This window comes from Rothia sp. CCM 9416 (assembly GCF_048513535.1).
Lineage (GTDB): Bacteria > Actinomycetota > Actinomycetes > Actinomycetales > Micrococcaceae > Rothia.
Window position 1 is genome coordinate 17,569 of the sequence record NZ_JBLXXR010000019.1, and the last position, 26,748, is coordinate 44,316.

A 26,748-nucleotide genomic window follows, 5' to 3' on the forward strand; every position below is an offset into this window, starting at 1 on the left:
GCGTGTTCCTTGTGTTTGGTCAAGTTATTTGCGACTACCCTGTCTAAAAAACATGTGGCAACCGTAATATTTATTTTTAGCCGCACGCCCCCTGAATTTGTGTCTTTCTTGCTCACGGAAGAGGGAAGGAACCAAGTGGGTAGAACCTGGTAAAAGATAGAAAATACAGGTCCCCACGGGTATAAAAGGTGCGTGAGCACCCCAAGAGTTGCTAGCCTTAACCCATGACTAAAACACTGCAGGATCTGATTGATGATTCGATCTTCATCTCCACCGAGTACCAGGCCCGTCTCGCTGAGATCAGCGGCGACGCAGAATGGACGGTGGATTTCTCTGCGCCGTCATTCACCCTCCAGTCTGATGCTTCCGTACGTCTCACCCCTTACCTGTTGGGCACTGAGTCTGAGAACCGCGGTTCCTGGATTTGGTCCTGGCAAGAACTCGGTCACTTCCCTGACCGCGTTGTTTCGGCAGCAATCCAGGCGCGTGAAGGCGGGGCACAGCACACCATTACGGAACTCACCACCGATGAGCTCCCCCTGGACTCCGGCCTAGCGCGCAAGCTCACCCTCGCAACCAAGGCACTGACCGGCATCTATGCCCACTACCCCATCACAGCTGGGGCAGGTGTCCGTGCATGGGTCCTTCTCGAAGGCTCTCAGCTTGACCTGGATGCCCCCACCGTTAACCGCATGGGTCAGGTCATGGCTCAGGCCCTGCAGACCGGCACCGCTGTTAACCACTTGCGCGCTGTTGACTCCTATGCCAAGCTCCGCGGCGCACATATCGCCTGGGACACCGAAGCAACCGCTGTCATCACTGCGGCTGACGGTGCGCTACGTCTTTGGTTCGATAAGGGCAAGATTTCGGGCATTGAGGCAGCCGAGCCCCAGGTCGGGGCCGATGAGCTAGCCCGTCTTGCCAGTCAAGCTCGTGATCTGCGTGAACAGCTCGAAGCAGAACGCCAGGGTATTGAAACCCTCGCCGCGCGTGAGGCCGCAGCTCAAATGGCCCGACGAGAAGAAGCCGCCCGTCTAGCCGCTGAAGAAGCAGCACAAGCAGAAGCGCAAGCTGAAGCGCAGGCAGGTTCCGAGCAGGAAGAGGCTACCGCAGCCGAGCCTCAGACCTTTACGGAAGCTCCTACCCAGGAACCCGTGGCAGAACAGAGTGCCCTCGAAGATGAAGTCGAAGGTACTATCACCACAGACCGTGTCTACCCCAATGCGGACCAGCCCTATGACCAGGACCCTACCGAAGATGTACGCCCGGGCCGTGTTACCACCAGCACTATTGCTGAAGAGAACATTGTGCAGGACCAGCCTGCTGCCCCTGTGCAGAGCGCCGAAGAGCCTGACGAAGCCCAGCAGGCCCCCACGGGTTACGAGTCAGCTGAAGACACCCGTGATGCACGGGAGATTCGTTTGGCAGGTCAGGCACCTGACCTTGAGGCCGAACGCGCTGAGGCCTCTAAGAAGCCCCAGCCCAAGGAAGATAAGAAGGGCTTCTTTAGCCGCTTCTTCGGTCTGTAAGACCAAGATACCCCTGCTCTAGGGGTTGTCTCTGGCGGTGGCTCCCCCTATAGGTGGGGGCCACCGCCTTTTCTATGGTGAGCATTCGCCCAAGGAGCTAGAACTCCCCCGCCCATAGAAAGCACTGACCTATACTTGCAGGGACCTACTGAATCAGCACAGAAAGAAAAACAGGTGCCTACTAACCAGAGAAACTCGGGTATTCTTGCAGCTTTCCTCTGCTATCTTATCTGGGGCCTCTTCCCCCTCTATTTCCTGCTAACGGTACCGGCTAGCCCCCTCGAAATTGTGGCTGAGCGGGTGCTCTTCACCCTGCTTTTCTGTGCTTTCCTGATACCGGCAACCCGTCAGGTTCAATCACTCATGGCAGTACTTAAGCGCCCCAGAAAGCTCCTTGTGCTCGGGGCCGCAGGCCTACTCATTTTCTGTAATTGGCTGCTCTACGTTATCGCCACAACAAGCCACAATGTGATGGAAGCGTCACTGGGCTACTACATCAACCCCATTGTTTCGGTAGCGCTCGGCGTTCTCTTCCTGGGTGAAAAACTCCGCCCACTCCAGTGGGCCGGTATCGCGGTAGCTGCCTTAGCAGTGCTTGTCATGTGTTTCTTCTACGGCTCAATCCCTTGGTTGGGCCTGGGCCTGGCTTTCAGCTTTGGCCTCTACGGTCTGCTCAAAAAGTACGCTGGAGCTGTCCCCGCCGTCGTGTCGCTGAGCGTAGAGACCCTGGTTCTTGCACCCATGGCAGCTGTCCTACTGGCTCACTTTGCCCGCCGAGGTGACCTTACTCTGTTTGCTGAGGGTCAGGCTCACTTTTGGATTCTGGCTGCCTCGGGTCTAGTCACAGCGGTGCCGCTCCTGCTCTTTGCGAGCGCGGCCTCGCGGGTGCCGCTGTCCCTGATCGGCATGATTCAGTACCTCACCCCGACCATGCAGTTCCTGCTGGCTCTCTTTGTTACCCATGAGACCCTCACCGCTGGCAGGTGGGTAGGCTTTGGCCTGATTTGGGTAGCCGCAGTTTTCTTTATAGCCGACTCGTGGAGAGCCCAGAAACCACGGTTAAGGACCTAGCGTCTACGATTGCTGGGTGGGGTTCAGCACACGTGAGAGGAAGAGCTGGGTGCGCTCCTGTTGGGGGTTGCCAATGACCTGTTCAGCGGGGCCTTCCTCTACCACAACACCGCCGTCCATGAAGACCACGCGGTCAGCCACATCACGGGCAAAAGCCATCTCATGGGTTACGACCACCATGGTCATGCCCTCGGTAGCCAGCTGGCGCATGATACCCAGAACATCACCTACCGTTTCGGGGTCCAAAGCACTGGTGGGCTCATCAAAGAGCATGAGCTGGGGGTTCATAGAGAGGGCACGAGCGATAGCTACGCGCTGTTGCTGACCGCCAGAAAGCTGATCAGGGTGCCGCTGAGCCTTATCGGCCAGCCCCACCTTCTGCAGGTTAGCCATGGCAATTTTCTGGGCCTCGGCCTGGGAACGTTTGAGCACCTTAATCTGCGCTACCGTACAGTTTTGGAGTACGGTCAGGTGCGGGAAGAGGTTGAACTGCTGGAAGACCATGCCCACAGAGCGGCGCATAGCATCGACATCGACGTCGGGGTGGGTCACCGCATGCCCTGCTACCTCAATAGTTCCGCTGTTAGGTGTCTCCAGCAGGTTGACGCACCGCAGAAGAGTTGATTTGCCCGAGCCGGAGGGGCCAATCAGGCAGACAACTTGGCCGGGAGCTACGGACATATTGATGCCTTTGAGGACTTCCACCTCACCGTAGGATTTATGCAGGTCGGTAATGCTAACTGAGGCAGGTACAGGATTTTCGGTCATGGCTGTATTCCTTGAAACGGTAGTGGCGGTTACGTGCGGGAGCGGGCCTGGGCACGCTTCTCGAAGTGGCGGGCAAGGAAACCGAGAGGGACAGTGATAATCAGGTAGCAGACACCGGCAAGAACCAGCGGGGTCAGCCCGGCACCGGAGCCGGAAATTCCTTCGCGACCAAATTTGGTGAGCTCATACTGGGCAACAGACATACCGAGTAGGTAGACCAGCGATGAGTCCTTGGTCAGCAAGATAATCTCGTTGGTCAGCGGGGGCAGAACGATCCGGAAAGCCTGGGGAATAATAACGGTCACCATGGCGCGGGTATGGCTCATACCCAGTGATCGAGCGGCCTCATACTGGCCCTTGGGCACAGCCTCAAGACCGGCCCGCAGAACTTCACCGATGTAGGCCGCAGCTACCATACCCAGGGCAAGCATCACGGTCACATAGTTGTTCAGGCGTAACCCAAAGGCCAGCGGAATACCGTAGCCAAAGGCGATAAAGACAAGAAGCGCGGGCAGGCCGCGGAAAAGCTCAATGTAAAGCGAAGAAATCCACCGGTAGGGTGCGATAGAAGAAATCTTCATGAGGGCAAGCAGAATACCGCCTGACAGACCCACCACAAAACCCAAAGCCGTGTAAATCAAGGTGTTCTTCAGGGCAACAGTGATGATGTTGGGGAACTGCTTGGCGATGATTTCAGGGTTAAAGACCTTCTCACGCAGGGTTGCCCAGTCGGCAACAAGAACAATGATCAGGGCGATCACTGCCAGAAGAGCATACTGGGAGTAGCGGGCATAGGTCTGTTTCTGCCGGGTAGACAGTGCCATGGTTCTCATCCTCGGTTACGTGCTGGGGGCAGGCTCCTCTGAGCCCACCCCCGGTTTCTTAGAAGGTAGCTACCGCAAAAGCGGCTACTTACTGGGAAAGACCCAGGTACTTTTCCCGCAAGTCAGCTAGGCGGCCGTCGTCTTGCATCTTCTTCAGAGTCGCATTGGCAGAGTCCAGCAGTGCAGTGTTTTCGGTGGAGACAGCGGCAGCAATCTTTTCGTTGGTCTCAATCTCCTGAGCTACTTTGAGGCTGCTATCTGCGGTCAGCATTTCAGACAGAACAGTAATGTTACCGACCACGGCATCGACCTGGCCGGTCTGCAGGGCCTGAAGGAGCAGACCGTTGTCCTCATACTGGACGGTGTCAGCGCCGGCGTCCTTGGCATACTTTTCACCGCTGGTGGCCTGCTGGACGCCGACCTTACGGCCTGACAGGTCAGTTTCACCGGTGATAGAAGAATCGGCGGGCACCAGGATTGCTAGATTGTCATCGACGTACGAGGAGGTGAAGTTCATGACGGTTTTGCGCTCATCGGTCACAGTGATACCGGAAAGCGCGATATCGCACTGACCGGAGGAGAGCGCAACACCTGACTGGATCCCCTCGAAGCTGGTGGTGTACATTTCGGCTTCTACAGCCAGGTCTGAGGCGATAGCGGCGGCAATGTCAGCGTCAAGACCAACAATTTTGCCGTTTTCTTCGTACTCGAAGGGGGCGTAGGGAGGGTTAGTGCAGACGGTGAGTTTACCCTCAGAGATCAGGGATACCCCGGACTCAGTTGTGGCGGAAGTACCTGATGAGCCACAGGCGGTTAGGAGCAGGGCAGTAGCGGCAAGTGCCAAGGGCGCCTTCTTCATGGTTGGTTACCTCATTCATACGGTGTGTAAGTGGGTTAGCGTTGAAGTTCATTCTGCCCCCGAATGATTAAAAATGCAAACATCTGCATGATTATTCATAATGGTGTTTCATCGCTCACCAATATGAGCTTTTGCCCTAAACGTGACAAAATAGCTAGGGTGAACCGAGCAGACCTTAACAAAAAGACCACCGATATCGCCTCCATGTTCGACCAGGTGGCTGAACGCTACGACCTCATGAACGGCATTATGTCACTGGGGCAGCACCTCTACTGGCGTAAGCAGACCGTGGCCGCTGTCCATGCCCGCCCCGGCCAGAAAGTCCTCGACGTAGCCGCAGGTACCGGCACCTCATCTGAGCCTTTTGCCGATGCCGGCGTAACCGTCATTGCCGCCGACCTTTCCGAAGGCATGCTCGCCGTAGGCAGGCGCCGCCGCCCCGACATCGAATTCGTGCAGGCTGATGTCACGGCCCTCCCCTTTACTGATAACGAGTTTGACGCCGTCACCATGTCTTACGGTCTACGCAACGTCGCCGACTACCCCAAGGCACTGCGGGAACTCTACCGAGTCACCAAACCCGGCGGTCGAATCGTCATCAACGAATTCTCCACCCCCACCTTCGGCCCCTTCCGCACCCTTTACCGGAACTACATCATGAAACTGATTCCGCCCATCGCGCGCAAGGTATCCTCCAACCCCGAAAGCTACGAATACCTAGCAGAGTCAATTCTGGCCTGGCCCAACCAGGACGAACTGGCCCGCCACTTTACCGAAGCCGGTTGGCAGGATGTTCGCTACCGCAACCTCACCGGCGGTATCGTCGCTCTACACCGTGCATACAAGCCCCAAGCCTAGACCAGGTAGACTAATAGCAGCCCGAGCACGGCCCCCGGCCGATAGTGTACGACCCAAGAAGTGTGAAAAATCATCGTGACTGACTCCACCAGCTCCCCCGTGAGCGCAGAAGCATTCATGCCAGAGGCTGATTTCAGTCTGCCTAAAGGCTTTGAACTCATCGCGCAGGACGCTGAACTGGGCCCCAAGATCCTTGAGGCTCTCACCGAAATTGAGCAGCGGCTTGAACGCTCGGTAAATCAGACAAACCACCTGGCAGATGTTGCTTCCCGCCACCTACTCTCCGCCGGCGGCAAGCGGATTCGCCCCCTCCTGACCCTTCTGGCAGCAGAAGCTGGCGGCGGCATCAACGACCGGGTACTGGATGCGGCCGTGGTTGTTGAACTAACGCACCTGGCTACCCTCTACCACGACGATGTCATGGACGATGCCCCCAAACGTCGCGGGGTAGACACCGCCCAGAATATCTGGGGTAACTCGGTAGCTATTCTGACCGGTGACCTCATTTTCTCCCGCGCTTCGCTTATAGTTTCCGAACTGGGCGGGCGCGCCCTAGCTGTTCAGGCTCAGACCTTTGAGCGCCTCGTGCTCGGCCAGCTCTTTGAAACCACCGGCCCCGAGAAACATGAGGATATCCTCAACCACTACATCAAGGTCATTGAGGGCAAGACCGGCTCCCTGATTGCCGCCGCAGGTTCCTACGGCACCATCCTTTCAGACTCCCCCGAGTCCCTTATCCAGATGCTGGCCCGCTACGGTGAACTGGTAGGCGTAGCCTTCCAGCTTGCCGACGATGTCATCGACGTAACCAGCTCGGGTAAGTCATCGGGCAAAACCCCGGGCACCGATTTGCGTGAAGGTGTACCAACCCTACCCACCATTCTGCTTGAACGGGCAGCATTAGCAGGTGACCAAGAAGCCCAGCGTATCCAGCAATTAATTGAGGGGGACCTTACCAGCGACGAGGCTCTAGCCCAGGCCGTAGTCGCGCTCTCAGCCCACCCGGTCACCCAAGAAGCCTGGGATATTGCCTACCGGTGGGCCGATGATGCAATCGCCGCTATCGAGCCGCTACCCGATACGGTTATTAAGGAAGCACTCAAGTCCTTTGCTCACGCCGTTGTGCACCGAGACTCCTAGAAGCTATACCGCGTCACGGCAAAATTTTATAAGCCCGGCTAAGATACATGGCCGGGCTTAATTTATAGCCCGAAAACTTCCACTATCTGAGATTTTTTCGCGCACTTGTCCGCTCTTCGAAGATACTACAAGAAAGATTAACAGGATTCTGCCAGGAGCCCACCCCGCTCCGAGGCCACCGCATCACCTCTTAGCGGATTCCTCATGAACCAGCCACCACCCCCGGCACCAGTGTTCACACCACCGGTTGCGCCTCTAGCAGGTGCAGTTTTAGTTTCTATCCATGAGCGAGGGACACTCACATGAGTACGACCAAGACCTCAGCGCCTCAAAAACGAGAAGGCTTCTCCAGCCGTAAGGTCTTTATCTTTGCCGCCATCGGTTCCGCCGTTGGCCTCGGTAACATCTGGCGCTTCCCCTACGTTGCCTACGATAACGGCGGCGGTGCCTTCATGATCCCCTACCTGGTTGCTCTGCTGACCGCAGGCCTACCCTTCCTCTTCTTCGACTACGTCATCGGCCACCGGGCACGTGCCTCCTCCCCCCTGGCTTTCCGCCGTCTGAACCGCAAGACTGAGTTCATCGGCTGGTGGCACATGGGCATCAACTTCATTATCGCTATCTACTACGCGGCGATTCTGGCATGGGCGGCCCGCTACCTGTTCTACTCCTTTGATCACGCCTGGGGTGATGACCCCCAGACCTTCCTCTTCTCTGAGGTCCTCCAGGTAGCTGACCCCGCCGGCCTCACCTTTGACTTCGTACCCGGGATCTTGATTCCCATTGTGGTGATTTGGGTCCTGCTCGCAGTCATTATGTCCTTGGGCGTGCAGAAAGGTGTCGGTCTGGCTAACCTCTTCTTTATCCCCGTCCTGATTATTATGTTTATCGTGCTAGTGGGCTACTCACTGACCCTCAATGGCGCTATGACCGGCCTGGACGCTCTCTTCACGCCGGATTGGGGTGCCCTCACCAAGCCTGAAGTATGGGTTGCAGCTTACGGCCAGATCTTCTTCTCGCTCTCCATCGGCTTTGGCATCATGATTACCTACGCCTCCTACCTCAAGAACAAGACCGACCTGACCGGTACCGGTGCTGTCGTTGGTTTTGCTAACTCGTCTTTCGAACTGCTGGCAGGCATTGGCGTTTTCGCAGCCCTTGGTTTTATGGCAACCGCAGCTGGAACCTCAGTCTCTGAGGTGGCGACCTCCGGCATCGGCCTGGCTTTTATCGCCTTCCCTACCATCATCTCTCAGGCCCCCGGTGGTACCTTCATTGGTGTGCTCTTCTTCGGCTCCCTGCTCTTTGCAGGCTTTACCTCCATGATTTCAATTATCGAGGTTATTGTTGCGGGCGTTGAAGATAAGTTCAATCTGGGCCGTGTCCGCTCCACCCTGTTTGTGATTGCACCTATCGCTCTTATTTCAACGGTGCTGATGGCAACCACCTCGGGCCTCTACGTTCTGGATATTCTCGATAACTTTGTCAATCAGTTCGGTATTCTGGCAGCAGGCCTGGTCTCCATCATTGTAGTGGCCTACCTGCTCCGCGGCCTGCCCATTCTGCGCAATCACCTCAATGAGCGTTCCTCCTGGAAGATGGGTCGCCTGTGGATGCTACTGCTGGCAGTTATCACACCCATCATCTTGGGCTACTCACTGATCAACACCTTTATCGGCCTGATGAAGGAACCCTACGGTGGATACCCTGACCAGATGCTCAACATCTTCGGCTGGGGCATGGTCATTGCTCTTCTTGTAGCAGCTGTCATCCTGTCGATGTTGCCTTGGTCAAAGACCTCGCGTGCGGCGCTCACTCCCCCTGCTCCCCCGATCTCCGGTGGCAAGGTTGTGCATGACCACGTTGATGCTACCGTCAAGAACATAACCGCCCAGGGAGGTAAATAATTATGAGCTCATCAGCAATCATCATGCTCATTGTTGCTATCGCACTCATCTGGGGCGGGCTAGCTACCGCTCTGGTTCACCTGTCACGCCACCCCGATCAGTCGGGCACCGATGATGAACAGGCTGATACTTTAGCCCCCTGGGCCCACGAAGCCTAAGCTCCTGCTCACCCAGCGGTAGAAACAAATGCCGGGGTCCACACCAGTCAGTGTGGACCCCGGCTTTTCTCTGCTGTCTGAGCGGCTAGGGGGTAACGACCCGTAGACTAAACCCGTTATCTCCCCAGGCTCCGGCTAGCGCCTGCAGATTTGCGGTGTGTGGAGTCGTAAAAAACCGCTGAACGGTTGCAGTGTAGCGGGAATCTGCGGCAAGGGTCCCATGTTCCAGGGTAGAGAAAATACCGCCGCCCCGGTCATCGTAGACCAGCACCTCAACATCGGGCTTACGTTCCAAGGGGCCAATGTTAAGCGAGCCGACATCGTGCAGGAAGGTCAGGTCGCCCAAGAGCACACGCACCTTCCGCCCCAGCCCCAAAGAAATACCAGCAGCAACTGCCAGAGTGCCATCAATACCCGCTAACCCGCGTTGAGCAAAAACGAGTGGGCTCGAAGCCGCAGAGGGAGCAATCAGGTCTAGGTCTCGAATCAGATTAGAGGAACCTAAGACCAGAACGGCATCATCAGAAAGGCATTTCTCCCAGGTATCAAGGGCCGTAGAAAGAGCAGCTGTGCGGTCAGCCGAGTCGCTTAAATCCCCTCTATAGGTGCCTGCCCGGTAAGCTGCTACCCGCTGGTGGAGTTCTTCTTCCTGTATTTTGCCCTTTTCTAACCAGCCCTCTAACCAGCCAGCGGGAGCTTGCCCAGCAAATTCTGCCAAACCCTGGAGGGTAGGTACCAGGTGCAGATCAAGGGCTCCAGGCTCATGCCAGGGTGCAGGAACCGGGGCATAAAGTGCTCTTTCAAGACCTGAATTGGCCATCAGGGCGGCAACAGGACGTGAGAGTGTGGGATGCCCAAAGATGACAGCCCGCTCGATGGAACCTGCCAGCTCTCCAGCTAGTAGCTGGCGGTAGGCGGGTACAGCAACCGGCGAGAACCTAGCCTGGGAGGACGGTTCGGCTAGAAGCGGTAGTCCCAATTTTTGAGCAAAAATTTGAGCCAGAGGCCCCGCCCCGTCCCCGGCGATCACAACGGTAGGGTAACTATATTCAGGCAGTTGGGCTGAACGGGGCCAGCTCAGGGCAGAAAGGTCTGGGTTTTCGGGGAGCAGCCGCACTCCCTGCTGTGCAAGCGGCCCGAGACTGTGCGCCCAACGCCGTAGCATCTCTTGCTCGGTAGGGCCTGGGGTGAGCGGAGTATCAAAGGCCAGGTTAATCTGCACCGGCCCACGGGGTTGGTCTGCTGGGAGATTCCAGTTACTTTCGCTCCGCCCGGTCAAGGCCGCTAGCGCCCGATTAAGGTCGTCGCTTTGGGGATCAGCAGGGTCAGCCGAATAGTTTTCCAGGGTGAGACTGGCACGCGTGTGGGCCGGCGCCAGCCCAGCTTGTCGAGTAGTTTGGTTGGCCCCTGTGCCCTGGAGGTGGGCGGGTCGATCCGCCGACAGTAGAGCAAGGGGGAGGCCCGAATGGTAGGCCTCCATGAGGGCGGGTAGGCACTCCCCTACCGCAGTACCACTGGTGGTTATTAGTCCCACAGCTTGACCGGTGGCCTTCGCTAAGCCCAGGGCCGTAAAGGCCGCTGAGCGTTCATCGATTCGCACATGGGCTTCAAGAACTCCGGCATCGGCTAGCGCCCCCACAGCATAGGCTAAAGGCGCAGAACGAGAACCTGGGCAGATAAGAACATGCCGCATACCTGAACGGATCAGGGTATCGAGCACGCTGATTGCGGTGATAAATGAGGGCGCTGGGGCGGAAGTCACCCCACCATCTTACTCACTTGTGCCAATACTTAGCTTGGGCTCTCTCTTTCCAAAAGTCGGTAGCAGGCAAAAATACGTTCATGCCACCAGCGCTGGCGATCCGGTGGTGCTAGAAGCTGATCGAGCAGACCGGCATCGGGTTCTACAGTAGGTAAGGGAAGATTACCGTTCACTGCCACGAGGGGGAAAGCAGAAACGTCCTGCTTGAACAGCGACACCGTCCCCAAACCGCAGCCAAAAGGTAGCTCCGGCAGGGCCGCCGCCAGAGCCGCCCCAGTACGAATGCCCACCGAACTTTCCAGGGCCGAAGAGACAACAACGGGTAGGCCTGCCCGGCGCACGATCTCCAGCGAACGGCGAACCCCACCCAGAGGAGCGGCCTTAATGACCAGCAGGTCTGCAGCTCCTAGTCGCGCTACAGTGAGCGGATCATCGGCTTTGCGGACCGCCTCATCGGCGGCAATCCGCACGCCATTTCCACGCCGTCGCAGTTCTTCTCTCACCCTGGCCAGACTCTCGATGCCGGGCGTTGGCTGCTCCGCGTACAGCAGGTCATAATCCTCCAGTTCCATGAGAGCGTGAACTGCCTGCGCCTCGGTCCACCCACCGTTTGCATCCACTTTTAGGCGCGCCTGGGGCAGAACCCGGCCAACCGCTTTCACCCGGTTAAGGTCTTGGGCTAGAGATTCTTCAAAGGCTAGGCCGGCTTCGGCCACCTTAATTTTGACCTCACGAACCTCCCCGCAATAGCGGGCCAGCACACTTTCAACAGCCTGAGGATCAACAGCAGGAACCGTAGCGTTGAGAGGGATACTATTTCGGCGGGCATCGGGGTAGGGCAACCAGGCAGCCTCAAGTGCAGAGGCAAGCCAGGCGGCAGCCTCAGCAGGTTCGTATTCCGTGAAGGGAGCGAACTCCCCCCAGCCCGCCGGTCCCTGAATCAGAGCGGTCTCACGGACCTCAAGCCCCCGGAACCTCACCTTCATAGGAAGGGCAAGGACCCTGGTGTTGGCTAAAATCTCATTGATCGGGGGCAGGGTCAAGGAGGTAAGCGGTAGCGATGCTGTCATAGGCTCTAATCTACTCCGAGCATTGGCTCCATGCTCCAACCCAGGACTGCTAAAATTTTGAGGGTTAGATTGCCACCCAAACCTTAGGCTTTCTCCCAGGAAAGTCCCATCTGAGTTTGGCAGAATGATATAGCGAGCTCAAGCTCGAGTACTCAATGAATTTATTTATTTGGACTCGTTTCAGTGTATTTTGCTTGATAGGCTCGTGAAGGTACCTAACAGGCGGCAGAAAGGTAGTTGGGGTTTACTGTGAGTTTTAAAGAGCGAGACACCCGGGCTATCTCAGGCGTCCCCGACGATGCTACCGAGGTGCTGGCTACTCCCACCGTAACCACCCGTCTGGTGCCCCAGCCAGAGGGCCAAGACCCCACCATGCTTCTTTCCGCCCCCACCCCCCATAAGGGCCCTACCGCCGTAGAGGATGCAGACGCGACAGTTGTGCTACCGGTATCCGCCCAGCAAACAGCGCCCCAGAGCTCCCAAGATAGTGCACCTACCGCCCCTCTCGGAACCTTTGATCCCGATCCCGATGCGACCCTTGTTCTTCCCTCAAGCCGCCCAGCAGCCCCCACCATGGCTGACCCTACCGTGCCACTCAAACGCGATGAGCTCAAAACCAAACTGCAAGAAAGCGGTTTACAGGGAATAAACGCCGCCAAAACTGGTTTAGCCACTGCAAAAGCAAAAGCAATGCAGACAGCTGAGCGGGTCAGGCAGGAACGCGCAGCACGCGCAGCAACAAGTAACGCCCAAGAACGCCCGGTAGCCCAGCAAACTCCAACGGCGCAGCAAGCCCCCTTGACTGCCCAGCGCCAGCCCCGGCCCCTCTATGCCCCGGCTCACACTGCGCCCGCCCGCTCCTACCAGCAGGCCCAGCCGCTACCGCCCCACATGCTGGGGGTACCCGGCCAGCCGGCCGAAGCACATGCAGGCGAGAACTCACCCTCCGGCCGACTCCAGATGCTCACCCCGTCACATATCAGGCAGACCAGGCCCTCCCTCTGGACCCTCATCCAGCACTTCTTTGCCGCCGGAACCCTCTTCTTCCTCATGGTTGCCGCTTTCTTCTTCTTCGTCGGGACATCCATTGGCCAAGAACTCGATGAAGTCTCCTTCCAGGAGTTTTCCTACCAGTTCATGACCTACACCGACCAGACATCCAGCCTGCTCGACTCCATCCCGGCCGCAGCGGGAATTATTGCGGCCGTTGGCATCCTCTTTGTACTGGTCTGGAAGCACCGTTTCCTCCCGGCGCTCGTAGGCCTGGGCATGGCCTTGGGCGCTAACCTCTCAAGCCAAGTGCTCAAAAATTACATCATCGTCAAACCTGACCTGGGCATCCAGGAAGCCCTCATTAACTCTGCCCCGTCAGGTCACACAACCTTTGCGGCAGCCTCCGGTCTAGCGCTCTTCCTGGCCTCGCCTAAACGGTTCCGGCCCACTGTTGCCCTCCTGAGCATGTGCTTCACCGTAGCAGCAGGTTATTCAACCGTCATCAACGGCTGGCACCGCCCCGGTGATGTCATAACAGCTATCACCCTGACCGGGCTCTGGGGAGTCCTCGGCCTTGTGATACTGCGGTTCATGCGCTCCGAAGAACTCGATATGAGCAACACCCAGCGTTCAGGTCTCATCCTGGTCCCGCTGCTCTCCATTTCAGGGTTCTTTGTTGGTTTTTGCGCCGCCGCCCTCTATTGGGTCACCTACACCAACCCGATTCCCGGTTCAGCCTTTATGGCAGCGCTCTGCCTCATCGCTTCGGTGGCAGCCTTTACCACCTGCATCCAGGTTGCCCTGCTCCGCCCACAGAATAAGCAACGTAGCGCCTACAAGCGGGTATGGGCCTACTAAAAATTTCTATACCTGAATAAGACGGATGGCCGCCCTTTGGGCGGCCATCCGTCTATCAAGCTATTTCTGTGCAGGTTCTGCCGGCCTCTGAGGCTAAAAGCCTAACCCCGGCCCAGAGTAATAGGTCCGGTCAGACCACTAGCGACATTCTCCTGGAAGGTAGCCTCAGAAAGGCCCTGACCCTGAGCCTCAAAAGCCTCAAGTTTGAGCAGACGATCCAGCAAAATACGGGTGGAGCCCCCCGAGTACGGTAGCTGATACATAGAAGCTGTAGTAGCACCCTTAACCTTTTTCAGGGCAGAGTCAGCGATGCTTTGGATAGCATCTTCCATAGTGCTAGCCATACGCTCAATAAAGGAACTCTCCACGGGATCACCGTGACCCGGAACAAAAATCCGGTAACGGTCCAAACCAGCAAGGGTTCTCAGCGTGCGCACCCAGTGTTGAGGGTAAGAATCGTCAAAGGCAGGATCAGAGCCCTGCTCTACCAGATCACCGGTGAAGAGGACATCGTCCACACCCACCAGCACGTCACCGTCGGTATGGGCAAGACCCAGATACATAAGAGTTACCGCGCGCTCACCGAGCTCAACACGGGTAAAAGCCGGGCGGTTACCGTCACCGGGGAGCAAACGGTTGGGAGTCACAAGTTCGGTGTTGGGGCCCTGATCGTGCGCCATCTCCGGCTCCAGGACCTCAACATAAAGACGCTGGCGGTCACCATAGGCCTCAATAGCGCGGGCCGCTCGGGGGTGAGCCCAGAAATCGTCCACACCGTCGGCGTTAAACACAGCATTGCCCATAAAACGGTCGAAGTGGGCATGGGTGTTAACGACTACCAGAGGGAGGTCAGTCACCCGGCGCACCGCTCGCAGAATCTCCGCGCCCTGACGTGGGCCTGCACCGGTTTCAACCACGAGTGCTTTCTCGGTTCCCACAATGAGCCCCGAGTTCAGCCGGTAGTTGTCCGTTGAGATCTGATAGATACCATCGGCAATTTCAATAGTTCTAGCCATACTCTCTAAGGTACTTGAATTCTGAAGGTCGCTCCCCCTTTATTAGCTTCTGAGGGGCTTATTTCTTGACACACTCCCCTACGTGAAACTGCCTAGCCATGTCAGCGCAATCTTTTGTCACATATTCACCACAGTGATTTATGCCCGATTCTGAGACATGAGACCCTAAGAGGCCCCTATTTCCCCTAGAAGCGCAGGATGGCCCTGTCCCAGCTACACTGGTTGCATGCCTCAAACACACCCCGACACCCTCCCTCCCTGCGGTCGCTATGCGCCCTCACCATCGGGTGACCTGCACCTGGGGAACCTCCGCACGGCCCTCCTGGCCTGGTTATTCGCTCGCTCAGCCGGGGGTAGGTTTGTCATGCGCGTTGAAGACCTCGACCGGGTTAAGGCAGGGGCTGCTGAAGGCCAGCTTGCCGACCTCACTGCCCTAGGCATTGACTGGGACGGTAAGACCCTCTACCAGAGCACACGACTACCGGCCTACCGGGCCGCTGTGGAGAAGCTACTAGCGGAAGGTCTGGTCTATGAGTGTTTCTGCACCCGCCGCGAAATCCAAGAGGCTTCCTCAGCTCCTCACGGTGCACCGGGCGCTTACCCCGGCACCTGCCGCAAGCTGACTGAAAGCGAACGCGCCGCCCGCCGCGCCCAACGACCGGCCGCCCTTCGTCTGCGAGCGCACACTGATTCTTTCACCGTCACCGATTACTTCGCGGGGAGTTATACCGACGCTGTAGACGATTTCGTGCTGGTGCGTAATGACGGCACCTACGCTTATAACCTGGTCTGCGTTGTCGATGACGACTATCAGGGTGTGACCCAGGTGGTGCGAGGCGATGATCTGCTCTCCAGTGCGCCCCGACAGGCCTACCTGGCAACCCTGCTAGGCCTTGGGGTGCCCACCTACGCGCATGTGCCACTAGCCCTAAACACCCAAGGCAAGAGGCTAGCTAAGCGGGATGGCGCTGTCACCCTTGCCCAGTTACAGGCAGCTGGGGCAAGCCAGGCTGAGATTCTACGGATGATTTCGGGCTCTATCCCGCTCCCCCCGATCACTGCTTCAGGCGGTAATACCAGCACCCCGCATCTGCCTGAAAGCGCCGCTGAAATGCTCAGCGTCTTTTCACCGGACAAGATTGGCCGGGCCCCCTGGATCGTGGTTGATCCCCTCCTGGAAAGTACCTGCTGCCTATAAAGCCTATGAGTAACCCAATAGTTCAGAACCCCAAAAGCCTGCGTGAGCGTATCCCCGCCGAACACCGGGGTACGGCTGCCTTCCTGCTGATTTTGACCGGCTCGCTGGGAATCCAAATATCGGCAGCTATCGTATCCCCTCTCTTTGAGAGCCTGGGGGCCAGCAGGGTGGCGGCCCTCCGTACCCTCATTGCGGCGGTTGTTCTCTGGGTCTTGGTGCGCCCTAATCCCCTGGCCCTGGGTAAAAAGGACGCCTGTCAGGTACTGGTATACGCTCTAGTCCTAAGCCTCATGAGCGTCTGCTTTTATAATGCTGTGCACTACATCCCTTTAGGGGTTGCTGTCACCTTTGAGTACCTAGGTGCTTTCACGGTAGCTCTTCTAGGAGTAAGGAGGCTCCGCGACGGGGTCTTTGCCCTGGTCGCCCTAGTCGGTGTAGTCCTGATTGCCGGTCCCACGCTAGCAGGTGGCTATCACCCCCTGGGCTTCATCTGGGCGCTAGGAGCGGCAACTGCCATGGCAGGCTACACTCTCTATTCGGCGCGGTTGGGTTCCGCATCACCAGCCACCAGCGGACTCAAGGGCACGGCTCTGTCCCTAGCTTTATCTGCCATGCTCATGCTCCCCCTCTCGCTTCCCGCTGTGCCAGAACTCGACAGTGGCACCTGGTTCAAGCTGGCGCTCTCCGCCATTATAGGTGTGGCGCTGGCCTACTCAGCCGATAATATCGCCGGCCAGCTAACCAGTGCCGCCGTTATTGGCGTCCTCTTCTCTATCGACCCGGTAGTCGGAGCCACAGTAGGAACTGTCTTGCTCGGTGAGATACTCACCCCCTGGTCCTACCTGGGGATTCTGCTGGTGGCGGCCTCCGGGGCCTACATTGTATGGCGCACCAACCGCTTGGCGATCGCCCTTAGCGCCGCCGCCAACGGACATAGCACATCCTAAGGGTGGGTAGAAAAATGAGGAATTGCTAAGCCCAGCTCAAGGCTGGTCATCACAGATTCGAAAGCATGGGAACTTCCAGGAGAAAGTGTCAAAATGACCTATAAGGTGTAAGCTAACCCACAGGCTAAAATCTTAGGTTTGACCTAGCTTCAAGTAACCTCACAAGGGTACTTGTCACCTGACCATACCCACACCAGTGCCCCACCGCCGCCGTAACTATGGCTGGCCTCTATGGGAGCGCGTAACATCCAAGAGGAGCTCATGAGCAACACCACCTACCAGTTGGTGGCCCTGGCCATCTACTTTGCCGCCATGATTGGCATCGGCATCTGGGCCAAAACCAAAAACAACAACCTCGATGACTATGTTCTCGGCGGTCGCTCCCTCTCCCCAACAGCCGCCGCCCTCTCAGCCGGAGCCTCAGACATGTCCGGCTGGCTACTCATGGGACTGCCCGGCGCGCTCTACATCACTGGCCTGGCAGAAGCCTGGATTGCAGTCGGCCTGACCATAGGTGCCTGGCTCAACTGGAAATTTGTTGCTCCCCGTCTGCGGAGCTACACCGAAGTATCGCGGAACTCCGTGACCGTCCCCAGCTTCTTCCATAACCGTCTGCGCGACCCCTACGGGGCCATCCGCATCTTCTCTGCAGTGGTTATCCTGATCTTCTTCACTTTCTACGTGTCCTCTGGCATGGTGGCCGGTGGTGTTTTCTTCCAGTCCACCTTTGGGGGCAACTACCACACCGGCATGGTGCTGGTGGCAGGCATTACCATGCTCTACACGCTCTTTGGTGGCTTCCTGGGTGCCACCTACACCGACATGGTTCAGGGTCTGCTCATGCTCGTAGCGCTCATTGTTCTACCTATCATGGCGCTCTTCTATGTGGGCGGCTTCTCGGGCCTAGAAACCACCATCGAGTCCGTCAATCCCACGGCTCTTTCGCTCTTTGCAGGCACCAGTCTGCTGGGTATTCTCTCCTCCATGGCCTGGGGCCTGGGCTACTTCGGTCAGCCCCACATTATCGTGCGCTTTATGGGTCTGCGCACCGTAGCTGATGCCCGCGCCGGCCGCCGTATCGGAATCTCCTGGATGCTAGCGACAATTATCGGTGCTATGAGCGCCGGTCTGATCGGTATCGCCTACTTTGCCCGTCACCCGGAGGCTCAGCTAACCGACACCAAAAACGCTGAATCAGTCTTTTTGGATATGTCCCAGTATCTCCTGCACCCCCTGCTCGCAGGTTTTGTTTTGGCCGCCGTTCTCGCTGCCATCATGTCTACCCTGTCTTCCCAGCTAGTTGTCTGCTCCTCAGCGCTGGCTGAGGACCTCTACAAGCTCACCAGCAAGGGCAAGGAGCTCTCCGCTTCCAAGGGGCTGTGGCTGGGCCGCGGTGCTGTTTTAGCTGTTGCTCTCATTGCCGCCGCCCTGGCCTGGAACCCGGATTCGTCGGTCCTGTCCCTGGTGTCCTTCGCCTGGGCCGGCTTCGGTGCCGCCTTTGGCCCCATCGTCCTGCTTTGCCTCTACTGGCGTAAGCTGACTGTCGCCGGTGCGGTTGCCGGTATGCTGGCAGGTACAGCAACCGTCTTCATCTGGGGTTACAATGACACCCTCTCCGGTTACATGTATGAGATTGTCCCCGGCTTCCTGATTAACCTGCTCGTGGCCTACCTGATCTCGATAGCCACCTACAAGGGTGACTCCGTTCAGGCCCAGGAAATCAACCAAGAGTTCGACCGCGCCGTGGAACTTACTCGCTAACAAGCGCCTCAGCCAAGAGATAAGACCGCCCCGCTATCTGCCCCAAGGCAAGGATAGCGGGGCGGTTTTATGTCCATTCCTAACAGCAGGTACAGCAGTGGCAAGCGCCCCTCTTGCCCGGCTCGCTCACACTCGCTGGGCAATGTATTCCAGCCCCCAACCAGCTTGCCTGCCCCCGTGCGCCTGCTTCTGTACTTGCCTGGGTAAACTGGTGACATGACTAACCAACTTCCCGCACAAGTTTCCGATATTTTTGACCCCCACTCCTGGCGACTGGTCGAGGGCTTTGAAGACCTTACAGACATCACCTACCACCGGCAGGTAGAACGCAAGACCACCGGCGAAATTGTGCGGGACCTTCCCACCGTACGGATCGCCTTTGACCGCCCCGAGGTCCGCAACGCCTTCCGCCCACACACCGTTGATGAGCTCTACCGGGTACTGGATCACGCCCGCATGACCTCCACCGTGGGCACCGTACTTTTGACCGGTAACGGCCCCTCACCCAAGGACGGCGGCTGGGCCTTCTGCTCCGGCGGGGACCAGCGTATTCGCGGCCGCGATGGCTACCGCTACGCCGAGGGCGAGACTCGCGACTCCATCGACCCTGCCCGCGCGGGCCGCCTGCATATTCTGGAGGTCCAGCGCCTGATTCGTACCATGCCCAAGGTGGTCATTGCCCTGGTCTCCGGCTGGGCGGCAGGTGGCGGCCACTCCCTGCACGTGGTCGCGGACCTGACCATTGCCTCTGAGGAGTACGGTAAGTTCAAGCAGACCGACGCAACCGTGGGCTCTTTTGATGCGGGTTACGGCTCGGCACTATTGGCGCGGCAGGTGGGCCAGAAGTTTGCGCGCGAGATTTTCTTCCTGGCCAAGGAGTACGATGCCCAGCGTATGTACGAAATGGGTGCGGTGAACGAGGTAGTGCCGCACGCTGAGTTAGAGAAGAAGGGCCTGGAGTACGCGGCGCATATTGCCCGCCAGTCGCCGCAGGCTATCCGTATGCTCAAGTTCGCCTTTAACCTGCCCGATGACGGCATGGTGGGCCAGCAGGTCTTTGCCGGTGAGGCAACCCGTATGGCTTACATGACCGATGAGGCGGTAGAGGGCCGCGACGCCTTCTTAGAGAAGCGCGATCCTGACTGGGAAAGCTACCCCTACTACTTCTAGGATTCTCTTCCCCACCGGTTTTACCCAGATGCGGGGTTTCCTTTCGAATGCGCGGCTTTCTCGCGCAATTGGAAGGAAACCCCGTATTTCTTTGCGCACTTTACCTTGTCGAATAGGCTCAGCATAGGTACAGTTTCCTGTACAGGAGGATTTTATGAAAACTATGACCTACACAGAATCACGTTCTAGATACGCCCAGGTACTTGATTCTGTGGTTGATGACCGTGAAGAAGTAATCATTACCCGCGCTGGGCGCGAACCTGCCGTAATTCTTTCCCTGGCCGAGTACGAGTCTCTCAAGGAAACAGCTTATCTTTTGCGTTCCCCCGCCAATGCACGCCGCTTACTTAACTCAATTGAGGAGCTTGAGTCTGGTGACGGCAAAACTCATACCCTTGCAGAAGGTTAGCGAGCCTATGAAACTGTTGTGGAGTGAGAGCGCCTGGGAAGATTACCTGTGGTGGCAGGCCCAGGACCGTAGGGTGCTTAAACGGATCAACGCCTTGCTCAAAGATATTCAGCGCAATAGCAATGAGGGCATTGGCAAGCCGGAAGCTCTGCGCAATAATCTTTCGGGGTACTGGTCCCGCAGAATAACAGAGGAGCACAGGCTGGTTTATAAAATCGTTGACGACACCATCAGAATCGCGGCAGTCAGGTACCACTACGAATAGCCTCAACGAAAAATCAGATGGACGCACCAAAACTCGGCTTTTACAAGGCAGTGGATAGATTCAAACCTCTAGGGTTCGGGGAGAACTTGAAGTTATTTTCGACAGTGGCAGAGGGATGAGGGTCAAATTGTTTTTCCCAGGTACAGGAAATTATCGAGCAACGAAGTATAGTTAAAGTTAAAAAATATCAAACTTTAATTTCTGATGATTACCTGCGCTCCTGGTAAAACCCAGAGAATCAAGCTTGCTACGGCTTAGGTCGCCCAAAAACCTCCGTAAGTTTAAGATTCACATTGATTATCTCCAGCTAGCTTGTTTATCGGCTCTAAAAAATGGTCATTAACAACGAAGTTTAAAAAATTTGAAAACTGAATCTGTATTTCATTCAGGCCTTCCTCAAGCCGTCCAACACAGGAAGTCCTTTCATCATATACGGTTTCTAGTGCCGATTTGAAGTCACTCCAATTTGGTGCACCATCATCTTTCAAGCCCTCCATTTTTCAAGAAGTAAATTTTCTTCATTAAAATTACTCATTTTTAAAAAAATAATAGAATGACTCAAAGAAGGTGGCACACTTACTCCCTACATGTTTAAGAGCAAATATATCAAAACCGTTTCCAACCAGAAACACAATTCGATTATCAATTTAATTACCCACCAGGCCCTCCTAGAACTACCGGCGTTCAATAATTATGTGATATAAATTCAAACCACTAAATCCCTGGAGATAAAGCAGTATTTGCTGTTGGCCCAGGCTCCTTTTCTTAGGAGCACATAGTTGGGGGTGCAAGCATCTATCGGATGCAGGGATGCCCCTTTGCTTATGTTTTGAGGCTCCCGAGCAAGGATTATTCCCTTATCATCAAGAATGCGTTCACGTATTTTCGCTGTATTCCTTCCACCTGCGCGGTTTCTCTCGCGCAACTGGAGGGGGCCTCCGCATGTCGGTGCGCAAGAGGGAACAGCTACTCTGCCTCTTGCCCACCCTGAGCGCGGCGGCGGTCGATGGCCTGTTCTTCAAATTCCAGCTCAATGACGCGCAGCTTATTCTTGCGCACCCAAGTCAAGAGCACCACAATGGAGAAAACAAAAAGAGTCAGCACTGCCACCAGGTAGACCAGGCCAACAATAGTGATAACCAGTTCACCAGTAGTGGGTGCCAGCGGGTTAGCCGCGTCTGCAAGAATCAGGCTCATGGCTACTTACCTCCCCTAGCATCAAGGTCCTGTCCCAAGCCCAGGCGCTTACGAATTACCCGGATCTCAGCTTTGTTCTTCTTGTGGAAAACCAGCATGGCCCAAAAGACCAACCCAAAGAACGCTAGCTGGATTAGCAAGGCAAAGATCCCACCAGCACCAATAGAAAACACTATTTTCCTTTCTTCTGCCAGGGGCCACCCCTAGCATTACTGTTACCCACAACACTATCAAGCAGATTGAGCTAAGAGCCACTCACCGCCCAGGCGTAAACTGGAGAACATCATGCACACACACCAGCTCACCCCCCTACCCGCACCGCCCCTACCCAGCCCGGGCTCCGCCGTCATGGTGGATGGGGCACCAATCGGTGCAGTAGAGGAACAGGTGGAGCGTTCCCTGGCCCTCTTTGGTAGGGCCTTTAGGCAGGTTGATGAAAACCCCACCACTCCGGCGCTTGTCGTAGCCACCAGCGGCTCTACCGGTCGGCCTAAAAAGATTGTGCTCTGCGCAGGTGCCCTCCGTGCTTCTGCCGACGCAACCAGCAGGGTAACCGACTGCAGTTCAGCCCAGTGGCTCCTAGCTCTACCGGTCCACTATGTTGCCGGTGCCCAGGTGCTAGCCCGCTCAGTGCTGGCAGGTACCCGGCCCGTACTCACCCGTTCCATTGCTGAGGGAACCAGCTTTAGTGCCCGCGACTTTGTAGATAGTGCAGAGCGGCTCACTGCCCGCGAGCGGCTGGTATCCCTCGTGCCGACCCAGCTCCACCGGCTGCTTGAAACACCGGATGTCGCCCTGCGCCAGGCCGCAGTGGACGCCCTGCGTTCCTTCTCGGCTGTTCTGCTCGGCGGTGCCCCCTCCAGCGCCCAGCTGATCGCGACGGCCCGGCAACTGCATCTGCCCGTTATCAGAACCTACGGTTCAGCCGAAACAGCCGGGGGCTGCGTCTACGAGGCTACCCCCCTGCCCGGTGTGTGCGTGCAGATAGAACCGGCGGAAGATACCAGCGCACCCGGCAGAATCTGGTTGGGCGGGCCGACCATTGCCAGCGGCTACGCGCAGGACCCCCAGCGCACAGCCGCACACTTTTTCATCGACCCCAGCGGCACCCGCTGGTACCGCACCGACGACCTCGGTAGTTTTGATGCCGCCACCGGCAGGCTCACCGTGCAGGGGCGAAGCGACGACGTGCTCATCTCCGGTGGTATCAAAACAAGTGCCCGGCAGGTGGCCGCCGCTCTCGAAAGCCACCCGCTCGTTCAGGAGGCCCTGGTCTTTGGGCTCCCCGATCCTCGGTGGGGTCAGGTTATTTCCGCCGCCGTGACCCTAGCCGGAGCAAACGATTCAGCCGCCAACCACCAGCCTGAAAACCTGGACAGCGAACTGATGGAGTGGGTTGCCCAGCAGCTGGGCCCGGCCTCAGCCCCCAAGCTCATTGACTTCTTCCCGCAAGGCTTCCCTATCCTCAGCACGGGCAAACCCGACCGGAAAACAGTCAAGGACAACCTGGCCGCGCGGTGGGCCTCACGCACCCGCTAAACCCCTAGCCCAGCAAAAAGTGGGATAATAGGGTGTTTATGTGGGCTATCCCCGCCAATTACCCCGATAAAGTACAAGGAGCAAGCAGTGGCAACAGTTGCACAGTGGATTGAAGGAGCGCGCCTACGCACCCTCCCCCTGGCCGCCGCACCCATCATTGCTGGCTCCGCCGCCGCCTACGAAGTCAAGGAGTTCAGGCCAGAACGGGCTCTACTGGCCTTTCTGGTGGCCTTTTTCTTGCAGGTGGGGGTCAACTACGCCAACGACTACTCCGACGGCGTTAAAGGAACAGACGAGGTGCGCGTTGGCCCCCTGCGCCTGGTCGGATCGGGAGTTGCCAAGCCCTACCAGGTCAAGCTGGCGGCCTTCCTCTGCTTCGGTCTTGCCGGGCTGAGCGGCCTGGGTCTGATCATGCTCTCCCAGCAGTGGTGGTTCCTGGCCATCGGTGCTTCTGCGGTGCTGGCGGCCTGGGGTTATACCGGCGGCAAGCACCCCTACGGCTACCTGGGTCTAGGCGATATCTTTGTCTTTATCTACTTTGGTTTGGTCGCTACCCTGGGTACGATGTTCACCCAAACTGCCCAGCTTACTCTCACCGCCTGGGTTTGTGCCGTGGCTATGGGGCTCTTCTCCTGCGCCCTGCTCATGGCCAATAATGTCCGTGATATACCCACCGACATTGAGGCCGGCAAGAGGACCCTGGCTGTCCGCCTGGGGGACAGGGTTTCACGCTTGACCTACACAGCGGAGATGGCCCTGGGCTTAGGTTTAACTGTTCTGCTGGTCCCCAGTAATCCCTGGTTTGTTCTCACCTTTATTTTGATTGGCCCGGTCGTTCATTCCTGCCTGGTAGTGCTCTCCGGTGCCCTGGGGCTGCAGCTCATTCCCGTGCTCAAGCAGGCGGGCTTTATAGCCCTCTGCTACTCAATTTTTATTGCCCTAGCGGTGATACTCCACCCCTTAGAGATCTTCGCGGAGCGGGCTACGGTCTTTACCGGTTACTAAAGCCAGCTGGTGATTCAGAGCCCGCATAAGATAAGTACCCCATCAACGCATCAGGGATGCCCGGTGGAGCGTCCCTGATAGTGTTTTAGAGGCTCTGATGTGAGCGGTTGGCCTCGTCAATTTGGTCTTCGACGGCCTGATCTTCTTCAGCGATAGTAGTCTTCTCACGGGGTTTGCGCTTGAGCAGACGGTTAAAATCGCCAGCGGCGGCAACATGCAGGCGGGGGAAGGCAAGGTAGCAGATTGCGAACCCAATGATGACACCGCAGATAGCGGAGAGGTAAAGGCCCGCCCCAATATAGTAGGCGGCGAAGAAAGCTAAAGCCGCAAGACTGAGTCGGAGCAAGGAGTACTTGAAAAAATTCACTCCCCCAGTCTACCCTGCCCGGTCGGTTTACCTCGCTATCAGCGCACAAGCTCATCTAGCGGGCTGGAACGTGCCACACTAGAGGGTATGGGTAGAGCTATTTTGATTATTGGCGGTGCCGCACTGCTAGTGGGTGTGTGGATTTTTTCTGTCCTGGATGCCGCTCAGAGCGACCGGGGCCTGGTAAGGACCCTACCTAAGGGGGCCTGGCTGGTTGTTTTGATTCTGTTCCCCTTACTGGGGTCTGTGCTCTGGTTCTGGTTGGGCAGGCCGCCTAAATCACGGTACGGCTCTTTCGGCGCGCCTGTTGAGAAACCGGTGGTAGCTCCCGATGACGACCCCGAGTATCTTCGTTTTCTTGAGGCTAGGGCCAGACGAGAGAAGCAGGACCGCGAGCGCAAAGGGCTGAAGAACCCTGCTGACGCTGAGCGGGCTGACCCTCAAGATCCCGAGGACCCCGACCATAAGCCAGAAGATGGCAGTCCCTCATAAACCTGAGCCCCCGTAGCAGTCGCTACGGGGGCCTCATTTTCGCCGGTTTTCTAGGCTTGATTTTCTAGGTCAGGGGCTTCTGGGCCTTATGGTAGGCGCGCCAGCTTTTACGGGCCTCCGTGACCAGCAGTATCACGAGCAGGAATAGGATGGGTAGTTTCCAGCTAAGAGCCTGTGGGTCATTGACGGCAAAAGCGCTGTAGGCCCAAAAGCAGCAGGCCCCTAGGCTAAGCGAGGCTCTCAGGAGGTTGCGGTAGGGCGGGACCTTGCCTTGCCCGGCCAGTGAGCGGGCATAGGTAACGGGATCACCAAACTCTTCTAGGGCACTACTTTGGCTGAAGGCTAGGTGTTCTCTCACGCGGTAGGCTTCTTCGCGGGCACGGGCTTCGGTCATATCGCCCCGGGATCGCAGTTCCTGGATGAAAACGGATAGCCAGGCAGCTTCATCACCGGGCACCAACTCCTGTGCTTTGTGCGGTGAGGGCTCTGGGAGGTGTTTGAAGGCTAAGGCTCCCAGTAGACCGAGAACAGCTGCAATCAGTAGGAGCCACCAGGGGGAATAGCGGGTGCTGGTAGCACCGAGCAACCCAAAGACGCCCGCCGTTGCCCCAGAGCCAAGGAGCGTGAAGAGGGCACAGGCTGTAAGAGCCTTGACGAACCCCCAGCGCCTATTGGCCCGCTGGTAGAGGGAACCTACCCCTAGGGTAAGGAAAGCCAGAAGCAGGGGGGCCGCTAGCATCCCTATTTTGGGGTCGGCCTGGCGGTCGCTCGGTAGCGCTAAGACCAGCAGGAAGAGAAGAGAGTAGAAGGCCCCCAGGCACAGACCAAAGCCAATAAATTCTTTCAGGCCTAGGGGTGTGTCTTCAAGAAAGACCTGGGTTCCCTTGTCGCGCCAGAGCGCAATTTTGTGGGCGGCCCATTCCTGCGGCGGGCCGTAAAGTTGGGCTGGGCTTTGCCCGGTTGCCTCTACCTGCCGGATAACGCCCCGCACTGCGCTTTCGCTGGTTACGGCTTTGACGGAGTTGGTGGCTAGGGTGGCGAAGGCGGCCTGTACCCAGTCGGTATCTTCAGACAGATCACTAATCTGCCTGATCTCTTCGGTCAGTCTTTCGTAGGGGGTCCTTGCCATAGCTCCTCCTTAAAATCTTTCAGCCAGTGGTGGCAAGAGCGACAGGCAGAGCACCCAGTTGCTGGGCCAGTTCCGCCAGCCGGCTGCGTTGGGCTTCTAGATGGTGGTGACCGGCACCCGTGATGGCGTAGAGCCTGCGGGCGGGCCCCTTCTCGCCCTGAGTCCAGCTGGTAGTGACAAAGCCTGCGTCTTCTAATTTGGAGAGAGCTGGGTAGAGGGAGCCGCCCTTAAGCTTGCCGTACCCCCACTGCTCGAGGTGTTGGGCCAGGCCGTATCCATGGGCTGGTGCGGCTTCAAGGCAGGCCAGGATGGCCAGGGGCAGGGTGGCTCTGATCAGAGCCTGGGGGTACATGCTGTTTGCCATAGTCCGCTCCTTTCATCACTAAGTAGAACATGTACCTAGATAGATTTCAAGAGTTACCCTGGGAACCCACAAAAAAAGCCGGCCTCTTCCCT

27 protein-coding genes are annotated in these 26,748 nt (G+C 57.2%); 16 read left to right on the plus strand and 11 right to left on the minus strand.

Annotated features, from left to right (window positions below; genetic code table 11):
• Positions 1 to 224: 224 nt before the first annotated feature.
• Positions 225 to 1,529, plus strand: coding sequence for a DUF6882 domain-containing protein (locus tag ACN080_RS08320; protein ID WP_419113518.1), 1,305 nt, complete (start codon positions 225 to 227; stop codon positions 1,527 to 1,529).
• Positions 1,530 to 1,703: 174 nt separating this feature from the next.
• The gene (gene rarD / locus ACN080_RS08325) at positions 1,704 to 2,600 is read left to right on the plus strand and encodes an EamA family transporter RarD (RefSeq protein ID WP_419104817.1); all 897 of its coding nucleotides are present in this window, start codon (positions 1,704 to 1,706) and stop codon (positions 2,598 to 2,600) included.
• Positions 2,601 to 2,603: 3 nt separating this feature from the next.
• Here rarD and ACN080_RS08330 read toward each other — a convergent pair whose 3' ends face one another.
• The 3 genes from ACN080_RS08330 to ACN080_RS08340 all read right to left on the minus strand — a co-directional run bounded on the left by ACN080_RS08330 (position 2,604) and on the right by ACN080_RS08340 (position 5,051).
• A complete protein-coding gene (locus tag ACN080_RS08330; protein ID WP_419111600.1) occupies positions 2,604 to 3,368 on the minus strand; it encodes an amino acid ABC transporter ATP-binding protein in 765 nt (254 codons plus the stop codon).
• 29 nt (positions 3,369 to 3,397) lie between these two features.
• Positions 3,398 to 4,192: an amino acid ABC transporter permease gene (locus ACN080_RS08335; protein WP_419104815.1), complete on the minus strand. Its 795-nt coding sequence runs from the start codon at positions 4,190 to 4,192 to the stop codon at positions 3,398 to 3,400.
• Between the two features lie 88 nt (positions 4,193 to 4,280).
• On the minus strand, positions 4,281 to 5,051 hold the full coding sequence (locus ACN080_RS08340) for an ABC transporter substrate-binding protein (RefSeq protein ID WP_419113519.1): 771 nt from the start codon (positions 5,049 to 5,051) through the stop codon (positions 4,281 to 4,283).
• A gap of 123 nt (positions 5,052 to 5,174) precedes the next feature.
• On the opposite strand from ACN080_RS08340, the gene ACN080_RS08345 reads away from it, so the two are divergent.
• From ACN080_RS08345 to ACN080_RS08360, 4 genes are all read left to right on the plus strand, one after another.
• The gene (locus ACN080_RS08345; RefSeq protein ID WP_419113532.1) at positions 5,175 to 5,909 is read left to right on the plus strand and encodes a demethylmenaquinone methyltransferase; all 735 of its coding nucleotides are present in this window, start codon (positions 5,175 to 5,177) and stop codon (positions 5,907 to 5,909) included.
• 117 nt (positions 5,910 to 6,026) lie between these two features.
• A complete protein-coding gene (locus tag ACN080_RS08350; RefSeq protein ID WP_419113533.1) occupies positions 6,027 to 7,049 on the plus strand; it encodes a polyprenyl synthetase family protein in 1,023 nt (340 codons plus the stop codon).
• Between the two features lie 302 nt (positions 7,050 to 7,351).
• On the plus strand, positions 7,352 to 8,956 hold the full coding sequence (locus tag ACN080_RS08355) for a sodium-dependent transporter (protein ID WP_419113520.1): 1,605 nt from the start codon (positions 7,352 to 7,354) through the stop codon (positions 8,954 to 8,956).
• A 2-nt stretch (positions 8,957 to 8,958) separates the two neighbouring features.
• Positions 8,959 to 9,114 (plus strand): methionine/alanine import family NSS transporter small subunit, encoded by a 156-nt coding sequence (locus ACN080_RS08360; protein ID WP_419099218.1) that lies wholly within the window; start codon positions 8,959 to 8,961, stop codon positions 9,112 to 9,114.
• An 85-nt stretch (positions 9,115 to 9,199) separates the two neighbouring features.
• Here the strand turns inward: ACN080_RS08360 and menD are convergent, their stop codons facing one another.
• Both menD and ACN080_RS08370 read right to left on the minus strand, forming a co-directional pair.
• On the minus strand, positions 9,200 to 10,876 hold the full coding sequence (gene menD / locus ACN080_RS08365) for a 2-succinyl-5-enolpyruvyl-6-hydroxy-3-cyclohexene-1-carboxylic-acid synthase (RefSeq protein WP_419113521.1): 1,677 nt from the start codon (positions 10,874 to 10,876) through the stop codon (positions 9,200 to 9,202).
• 29 nt (positions 10,877 to 10,905) lie between these two features.
• A complete protein-coding gene (locus ACN080_RS08370) occupies positions 10,906 to 11,946 on the minus strand; it encodes an o-succinylbenzoate synthase (protein WP_419113522.1) in 1,041 nt (346 codons plus the stop codon).
• A gap of 249 nt (positions 11,947 to 12,195) precedes the next feature.
• On the opposite strand from ACN080_RS08370, the gene ACN080_RS08375 reads away from it, so the two are divergent.
• Entirely contained in the window at positions 12,196 to 13,797 is a 1,602-nt protein-coding gene (locus ACN080_RS08375) for a phosphatase PAP2 family protein (RefSeq protein WP_419113523.1), read from the plus strand.
• A 101-nt stretch (positions 13,798 to 13,898) separates the two neighbouring features.
• Here the strand turns inward: ACN080_RS08375 and ACN080_RS08380 are convergent, their stop codons facing one another.
• A complete protein-coding gene (locus tag ACN080_RS08380; protein WP_419113524.1) occupies positions 13,899 to 14,813 on the minus strand; it encodes an MBL fold metallo-hydrolase in 915 nt (304 codons plus the stop codon).
• Positions 14,814 to 15,039: 226 nt separating this feature from the next.
• Between ACN080_RS08380 and gluQRS the strand changes: the two genes are divergently transcribed.
• The 6 genes from gluQRS (at position 15,040) to ACN080_RS08410 (ending at position 20,563) form a co-directional block, all read left to right on the plus strand.
• A complete protein-coding gene (gluQRS, locus tag ACN080_RS08385) occupies positions 15,040 to 16,011 on the plus strand; it encodes a tRNA glutamyl-Q(34) synthetase GluQRS (RefSeq protein WP_419113525.1) in 972 nt (323 codons plus the stop codon).
• A 5-nt stretch (positions 16,012 to 16,016) separates the two neighbouring features.
• Complete coding sequence (locus ACN080_RS08390; protein ID WP_419113526.1) at positions 16,017 to 16,958, plus strand: EamA family transporter; 942 nt, start codon at positions 16,017 to 16,019, stop codon at positions 16,956 to 16,958.
• 261 nt (positions 16,959 to 17,219) lie between these two features.
• Positions 17,220 to 18,719, plus strand: a complete 1,500-nt coding sequence (putP, locus tag ACN080_RS08395; RefSeq protein WP_419099211.1) for a sodium/proline symporter PutP — start codon at positions 17,220 to 17,222, stop codon at positions 18,717 to 18,719.
• A 216-nt stretch (positions 18,720 to 18,935) separates the two neighbouring features.
• The gene (locus ACN080_RS08400; RefSeq protein ID WP_419104733.1) at positions 18,936 to 19,889 is read left to right on the plus strand and encodes a 1,4-dihydroxy-2-naphthoyl-CoA synthase; all 954 of its coding nucleotides are present in this window, start codon (positions 18,936 to 18,938) and stop codon (positions 19,887 to 19,889) included.
• Positions 19,890 to 20,043: 154 nt separating this feature from the next.
• On the plus strand, positions 20,044 to 20,298 hold the full coding sequence (locus ACN080_RS08405; RefSeq protein ID WP_419111608.1) for a type II toxin-antitoxin system Phd/YefM family antitoxin: 255 nt from the start codon (positions 20,044 to 20,046) through the stop codon (positions 20,296 to 20,298).
• A gap of 7 nt (positions 20,299 to 20,305) precedes the next feature.
• Positions 20,306 to 20,563 carry a Txe/YoeB family addiction module toxin gene (locus ACN080_RS08410; protein ID WP_419113527.1) on the plus strand — a complete coding sequence of 86 codons (258 nt, stop codon included), beginning with the start codon at positions 20,306 to 20,308 and terminating at the stop codon, positions 20,561 to 20,563.
• A 966-nt stretch (positions 20,564 to 21,529) separates the two neighbouring features.
• On the opposite strand, the gene ACN080_RS08415 is transcribed toward ACN080_RS08410, so the two are convergent.
• Together ACN080_RS08415 and ACN080_RS08420 are read right to left on the minus strand one after the other, a co-directional pair.
• Positions 21,530 to 21,760: a hypothetical protein gene (locus ACN080_RS08415; RefSeq protein WP_419113528.1), complete on the minus strand. Its 231-nt coding sequence runs from the start codon at positions 21,758 to 21,760 to the stop codon at positions 21,530 to 21,532.
• A 2-nt stretch (positions 21,761 to 21,762) separates the two neighbouring features.
• Positions 21,763 to 21,933 (minus strand): hypothetical protein, encoded by a 171-nt coding sequence (locus tag ACN080_RS08420; protein WP_419113529.1) that lies wholly within the window; start codon positions 21,931 to 21,933, stop codon positions 21,763 to 21,765.
• A gap of 112 nt (positions 21,934 to 22,045) precedes the next feature.
• Here ACN080_RS08420 and ACN080_RS08425 point away from each other — a divergent pair, with 112 nt between their 5' ends.
• Complete coding sequence (locus ACN080_RS08425) at positions 22,046 to 23,299, plus strand: AMP-binding protein (RefSeq protein WP_419113530.1); 1,254 nt, start codon at positions 22,046 to 22,048, stop codon at positions 23,297 to 23,299.
• A gap of 87 nt (positions 23,300 to 23,386) precedes the next feature.
• Positions 23,387 to 24,304, plus strand: a complete 918-nt coding sequence (locus ACN080_RS08430; protein ID WP_419099203.1) for a 1,4-dihydroxy-2-naphthoate polyprenyltransferase — start codon at positions 23,387 to 23,389, stop codon at positions 24,302 to 24,304.
• A gap of 85 nt (positions 24,305 to 24,389) precedes the next feature.
• Here the strand turns inward: ACN080_RS08430 and ACN080_RS08435 are convergent, their stop codons facing one another.
• A complete protein-coding gene (locus ACN080_RS08435) occupies positions 24,390 to 24,671 on the minus strand; it encodes a hypothetical protein (RefSeq protein WP_419099202.1) in 282 nt (93 codons plus the stop codon).
• An 87-nt stretch (positions 24,672 to 24,758) separates the two neighbouring features.
• On the opposite strand from ACN080_RS08435, the gene ACN080_RS08440 reads away from it, so the two are divergent.
• Positions 24,759 to 25,163 (plus strand): PLD nuclease N-terminal domain-containing protein, encoded by a 405-nt coding sequence (locus ACN080_RS08440; RefSeq protein ID WP_419104741.1) that lies wholly within the window; start codon positions 24,759 to 24,761, stop codon positions 25,161 to 25,163.
• A 64-nt stretch (positions 25,164 to 25,227) separates the two neighbouring features.
• Here the strand turns inward: ACN080_RS08440 and ACN080_RS08445 are convergent, their stop codons facing one another.
• Positions 25,228 to 26,292 (minus strand): hypothetical protein, encoded by a 1,065-nt coding sequence (locus ACN080_RS08445; protein ID WP_419113531.1) that lies wholly within the window; start codon positions 26,290 to 26,292, stop codon positions 25,228 to 25,230.
• A gap of 19 nt (positions 26,293 to 26,311) precedes the next feature.
• The gene (locus ACN080_RS08450; protein ID WP_419110822.1) at positions 26,312 to 26,656 is read right to left on the minus strand and encodes a PadR family transcriptional regulator; all 345 of its coding nucleotides are present in this window, start codon (positions 26,654 to 26,656) and stop codon (positions 26,312 to 26,314) included.
• Positions 26,657 to 26,748: the final 92 nt, after the last annotated feature.

What these genes read in the sequence shown, in the direction of transcription:
- ACN080_RS08320 (WP_419113518.1), top strand. Translation starts at nt 225, where the DNA reads ATGACTAAAACACTGCAGGATCTGATTGATGATTCGATCTTCATCTCC.
- ACN080_RS08330 (WP_419111600.1), bottom strand. Translation starts at nt 3,368, where the DNA reads ATGACCGAAAATCCTGTACCTGCCTCAGTTAGCATTACCGACCTGCAT.
- ACN080_RS08335 (WP_419104815.1), bottom strand. Translation starts at nt 4,192, where the DNA reads ATGGCACTGTCTACCCGGCAGAAACAGACCTATGCCCGCTACTCCCAG.
- ACN080_RS08340 (WP_419113519.1), bottom strand. Translation starts at nt 5,051, where the DNA reads ATGAAGAAGGCGCCCTTGGCACTTGCCGCTACTGCCCTGCTCCTAACC.
- ACN080_RS08345 (WP_419113532.1), top strand. Translation starts at nt 5,175, where the DNA reads ATGAGCTTTTGCCCTAAACGTGACAAAATAGCTAGGGTGAACCGAGCA.
- ACN080_RS08350 (WP_419113533.1), top strand. Translation starts at nt 6,027, where the DNA reads ATGCCAGAGGCTGATTTCAGTCTGCCTAAAGGCTTTGAACTCATCGCG.
- ACN080_RS08355 (WP_419113520.1), top strand. Translation starts at nt 7,352, where the DNA reads ATGAGTACGACCAAGACCTCAGCGCCTCAAAAACGAGAAGGCTTCTCC.
- ACN080_RS08360 (WP_419099218.1), top strand. Translation starts at nt 8,959, where the DNA reads ATGAGCTCATCAGCAATCATCATGCTCATTGTTGCTATCGCACTCATC.
- ACN080_RS08370 (WP_419113522.1), bottom strand. Translation starts at nt 11,946, where the DNA reads ATGACAGCATCGCTACCGCTTACCTCCTTGACCCTGCCCCCGATCAAT.
- ACN080_RS08380 (WP_419113524.1), bottom strand. Translation starts at nt 14,813, where the DNA reads ATGGCTAGAACTATTGAAATTGCCGATGGTATCTATCAGATCTCAACG.
- gluQRS (WP_419113525.1), top strand. Translation starts at nt 15,040, where the DNA reads ATGCCTCAAACACACCCCGACACCCTCCCTCCCTGCGGTCGCTATGCG.
- ACN080_RS08390 (WP_419113526.1), top strand. Translation starts at nt 16,017, where the DNA reads ATGAGTAACCCAATAGTTCAGAACCCCAAAAGCCTGCGTGAGCGTATC.
- putP (WP_419099211.1), top strand. Translation starts at nt 17,220, where the DNA reads ATGAGCAACACCACCTACCAGTTGGTGGCCCTGGCCATCTACTTTGCC.
- ACN080_RS08400 (WP_419104733.1), top strand. Translation starts at nt 18,936, where the DNA reads ATGACTAACCAACTTCCCGCACAAGTTTCCGATATTTTTGACCCCCAC.
- ACN080_RS08405 (WP_419111608.1), top strand. Translation starts at nt 20,044, where the DNA reads ATGAAAACTATGACCTACACAGAATCACGTTCTAGATACGCCCAGGTA.
- ACN080_RS08410 (WP_419113527.1), top strand. Translation starts at nt 20,306, where the DNA reads ATGAAACTGTTGTGGAGTGAGAGCGCCTGGGAAGATTACCTGTGGTGG.
- ACN080_RS08415 (WP_419113528.1), bottom strand. Translation starts at nt 21,760, where the DNA reads ATGAGCCTGATTCTTGCAGACGCGGCTAACCCGCTGGCACCCACTACT.
- ACN080_RS08425 (WP_419113530.1), top strand. Translation starts at nt 22,046, where the DNA reads ATGCACACACACCAGCTCACCCCCCTACCCGCACCGCCCCTACCCAGC.
- ACN080_RS08440 (WP_419104741.1), top strand. Translation starts at nt 24,759, where the DNA reads ATGGGTAGAGCTATTTTGATTATTGGCGGTGCCGCACTGCTAGTGGGT.
- ACN080_RS08445 (WP_419113531.1), bottom strand. Translation starts at nt 26,292, where the DNA reads ATGGCAAGGACCCCCTACGAAAGACTGACCGAAGAGATCAGGCAGATT.
- ACN080_RS08450 (WP_419110822.1), bottom strand. Translation starts at nt 26,656, where the DNA reads ATGGCAAACAGCATGTACCCCCAGGCTCTGATCAGAGCCACCCTGCCC.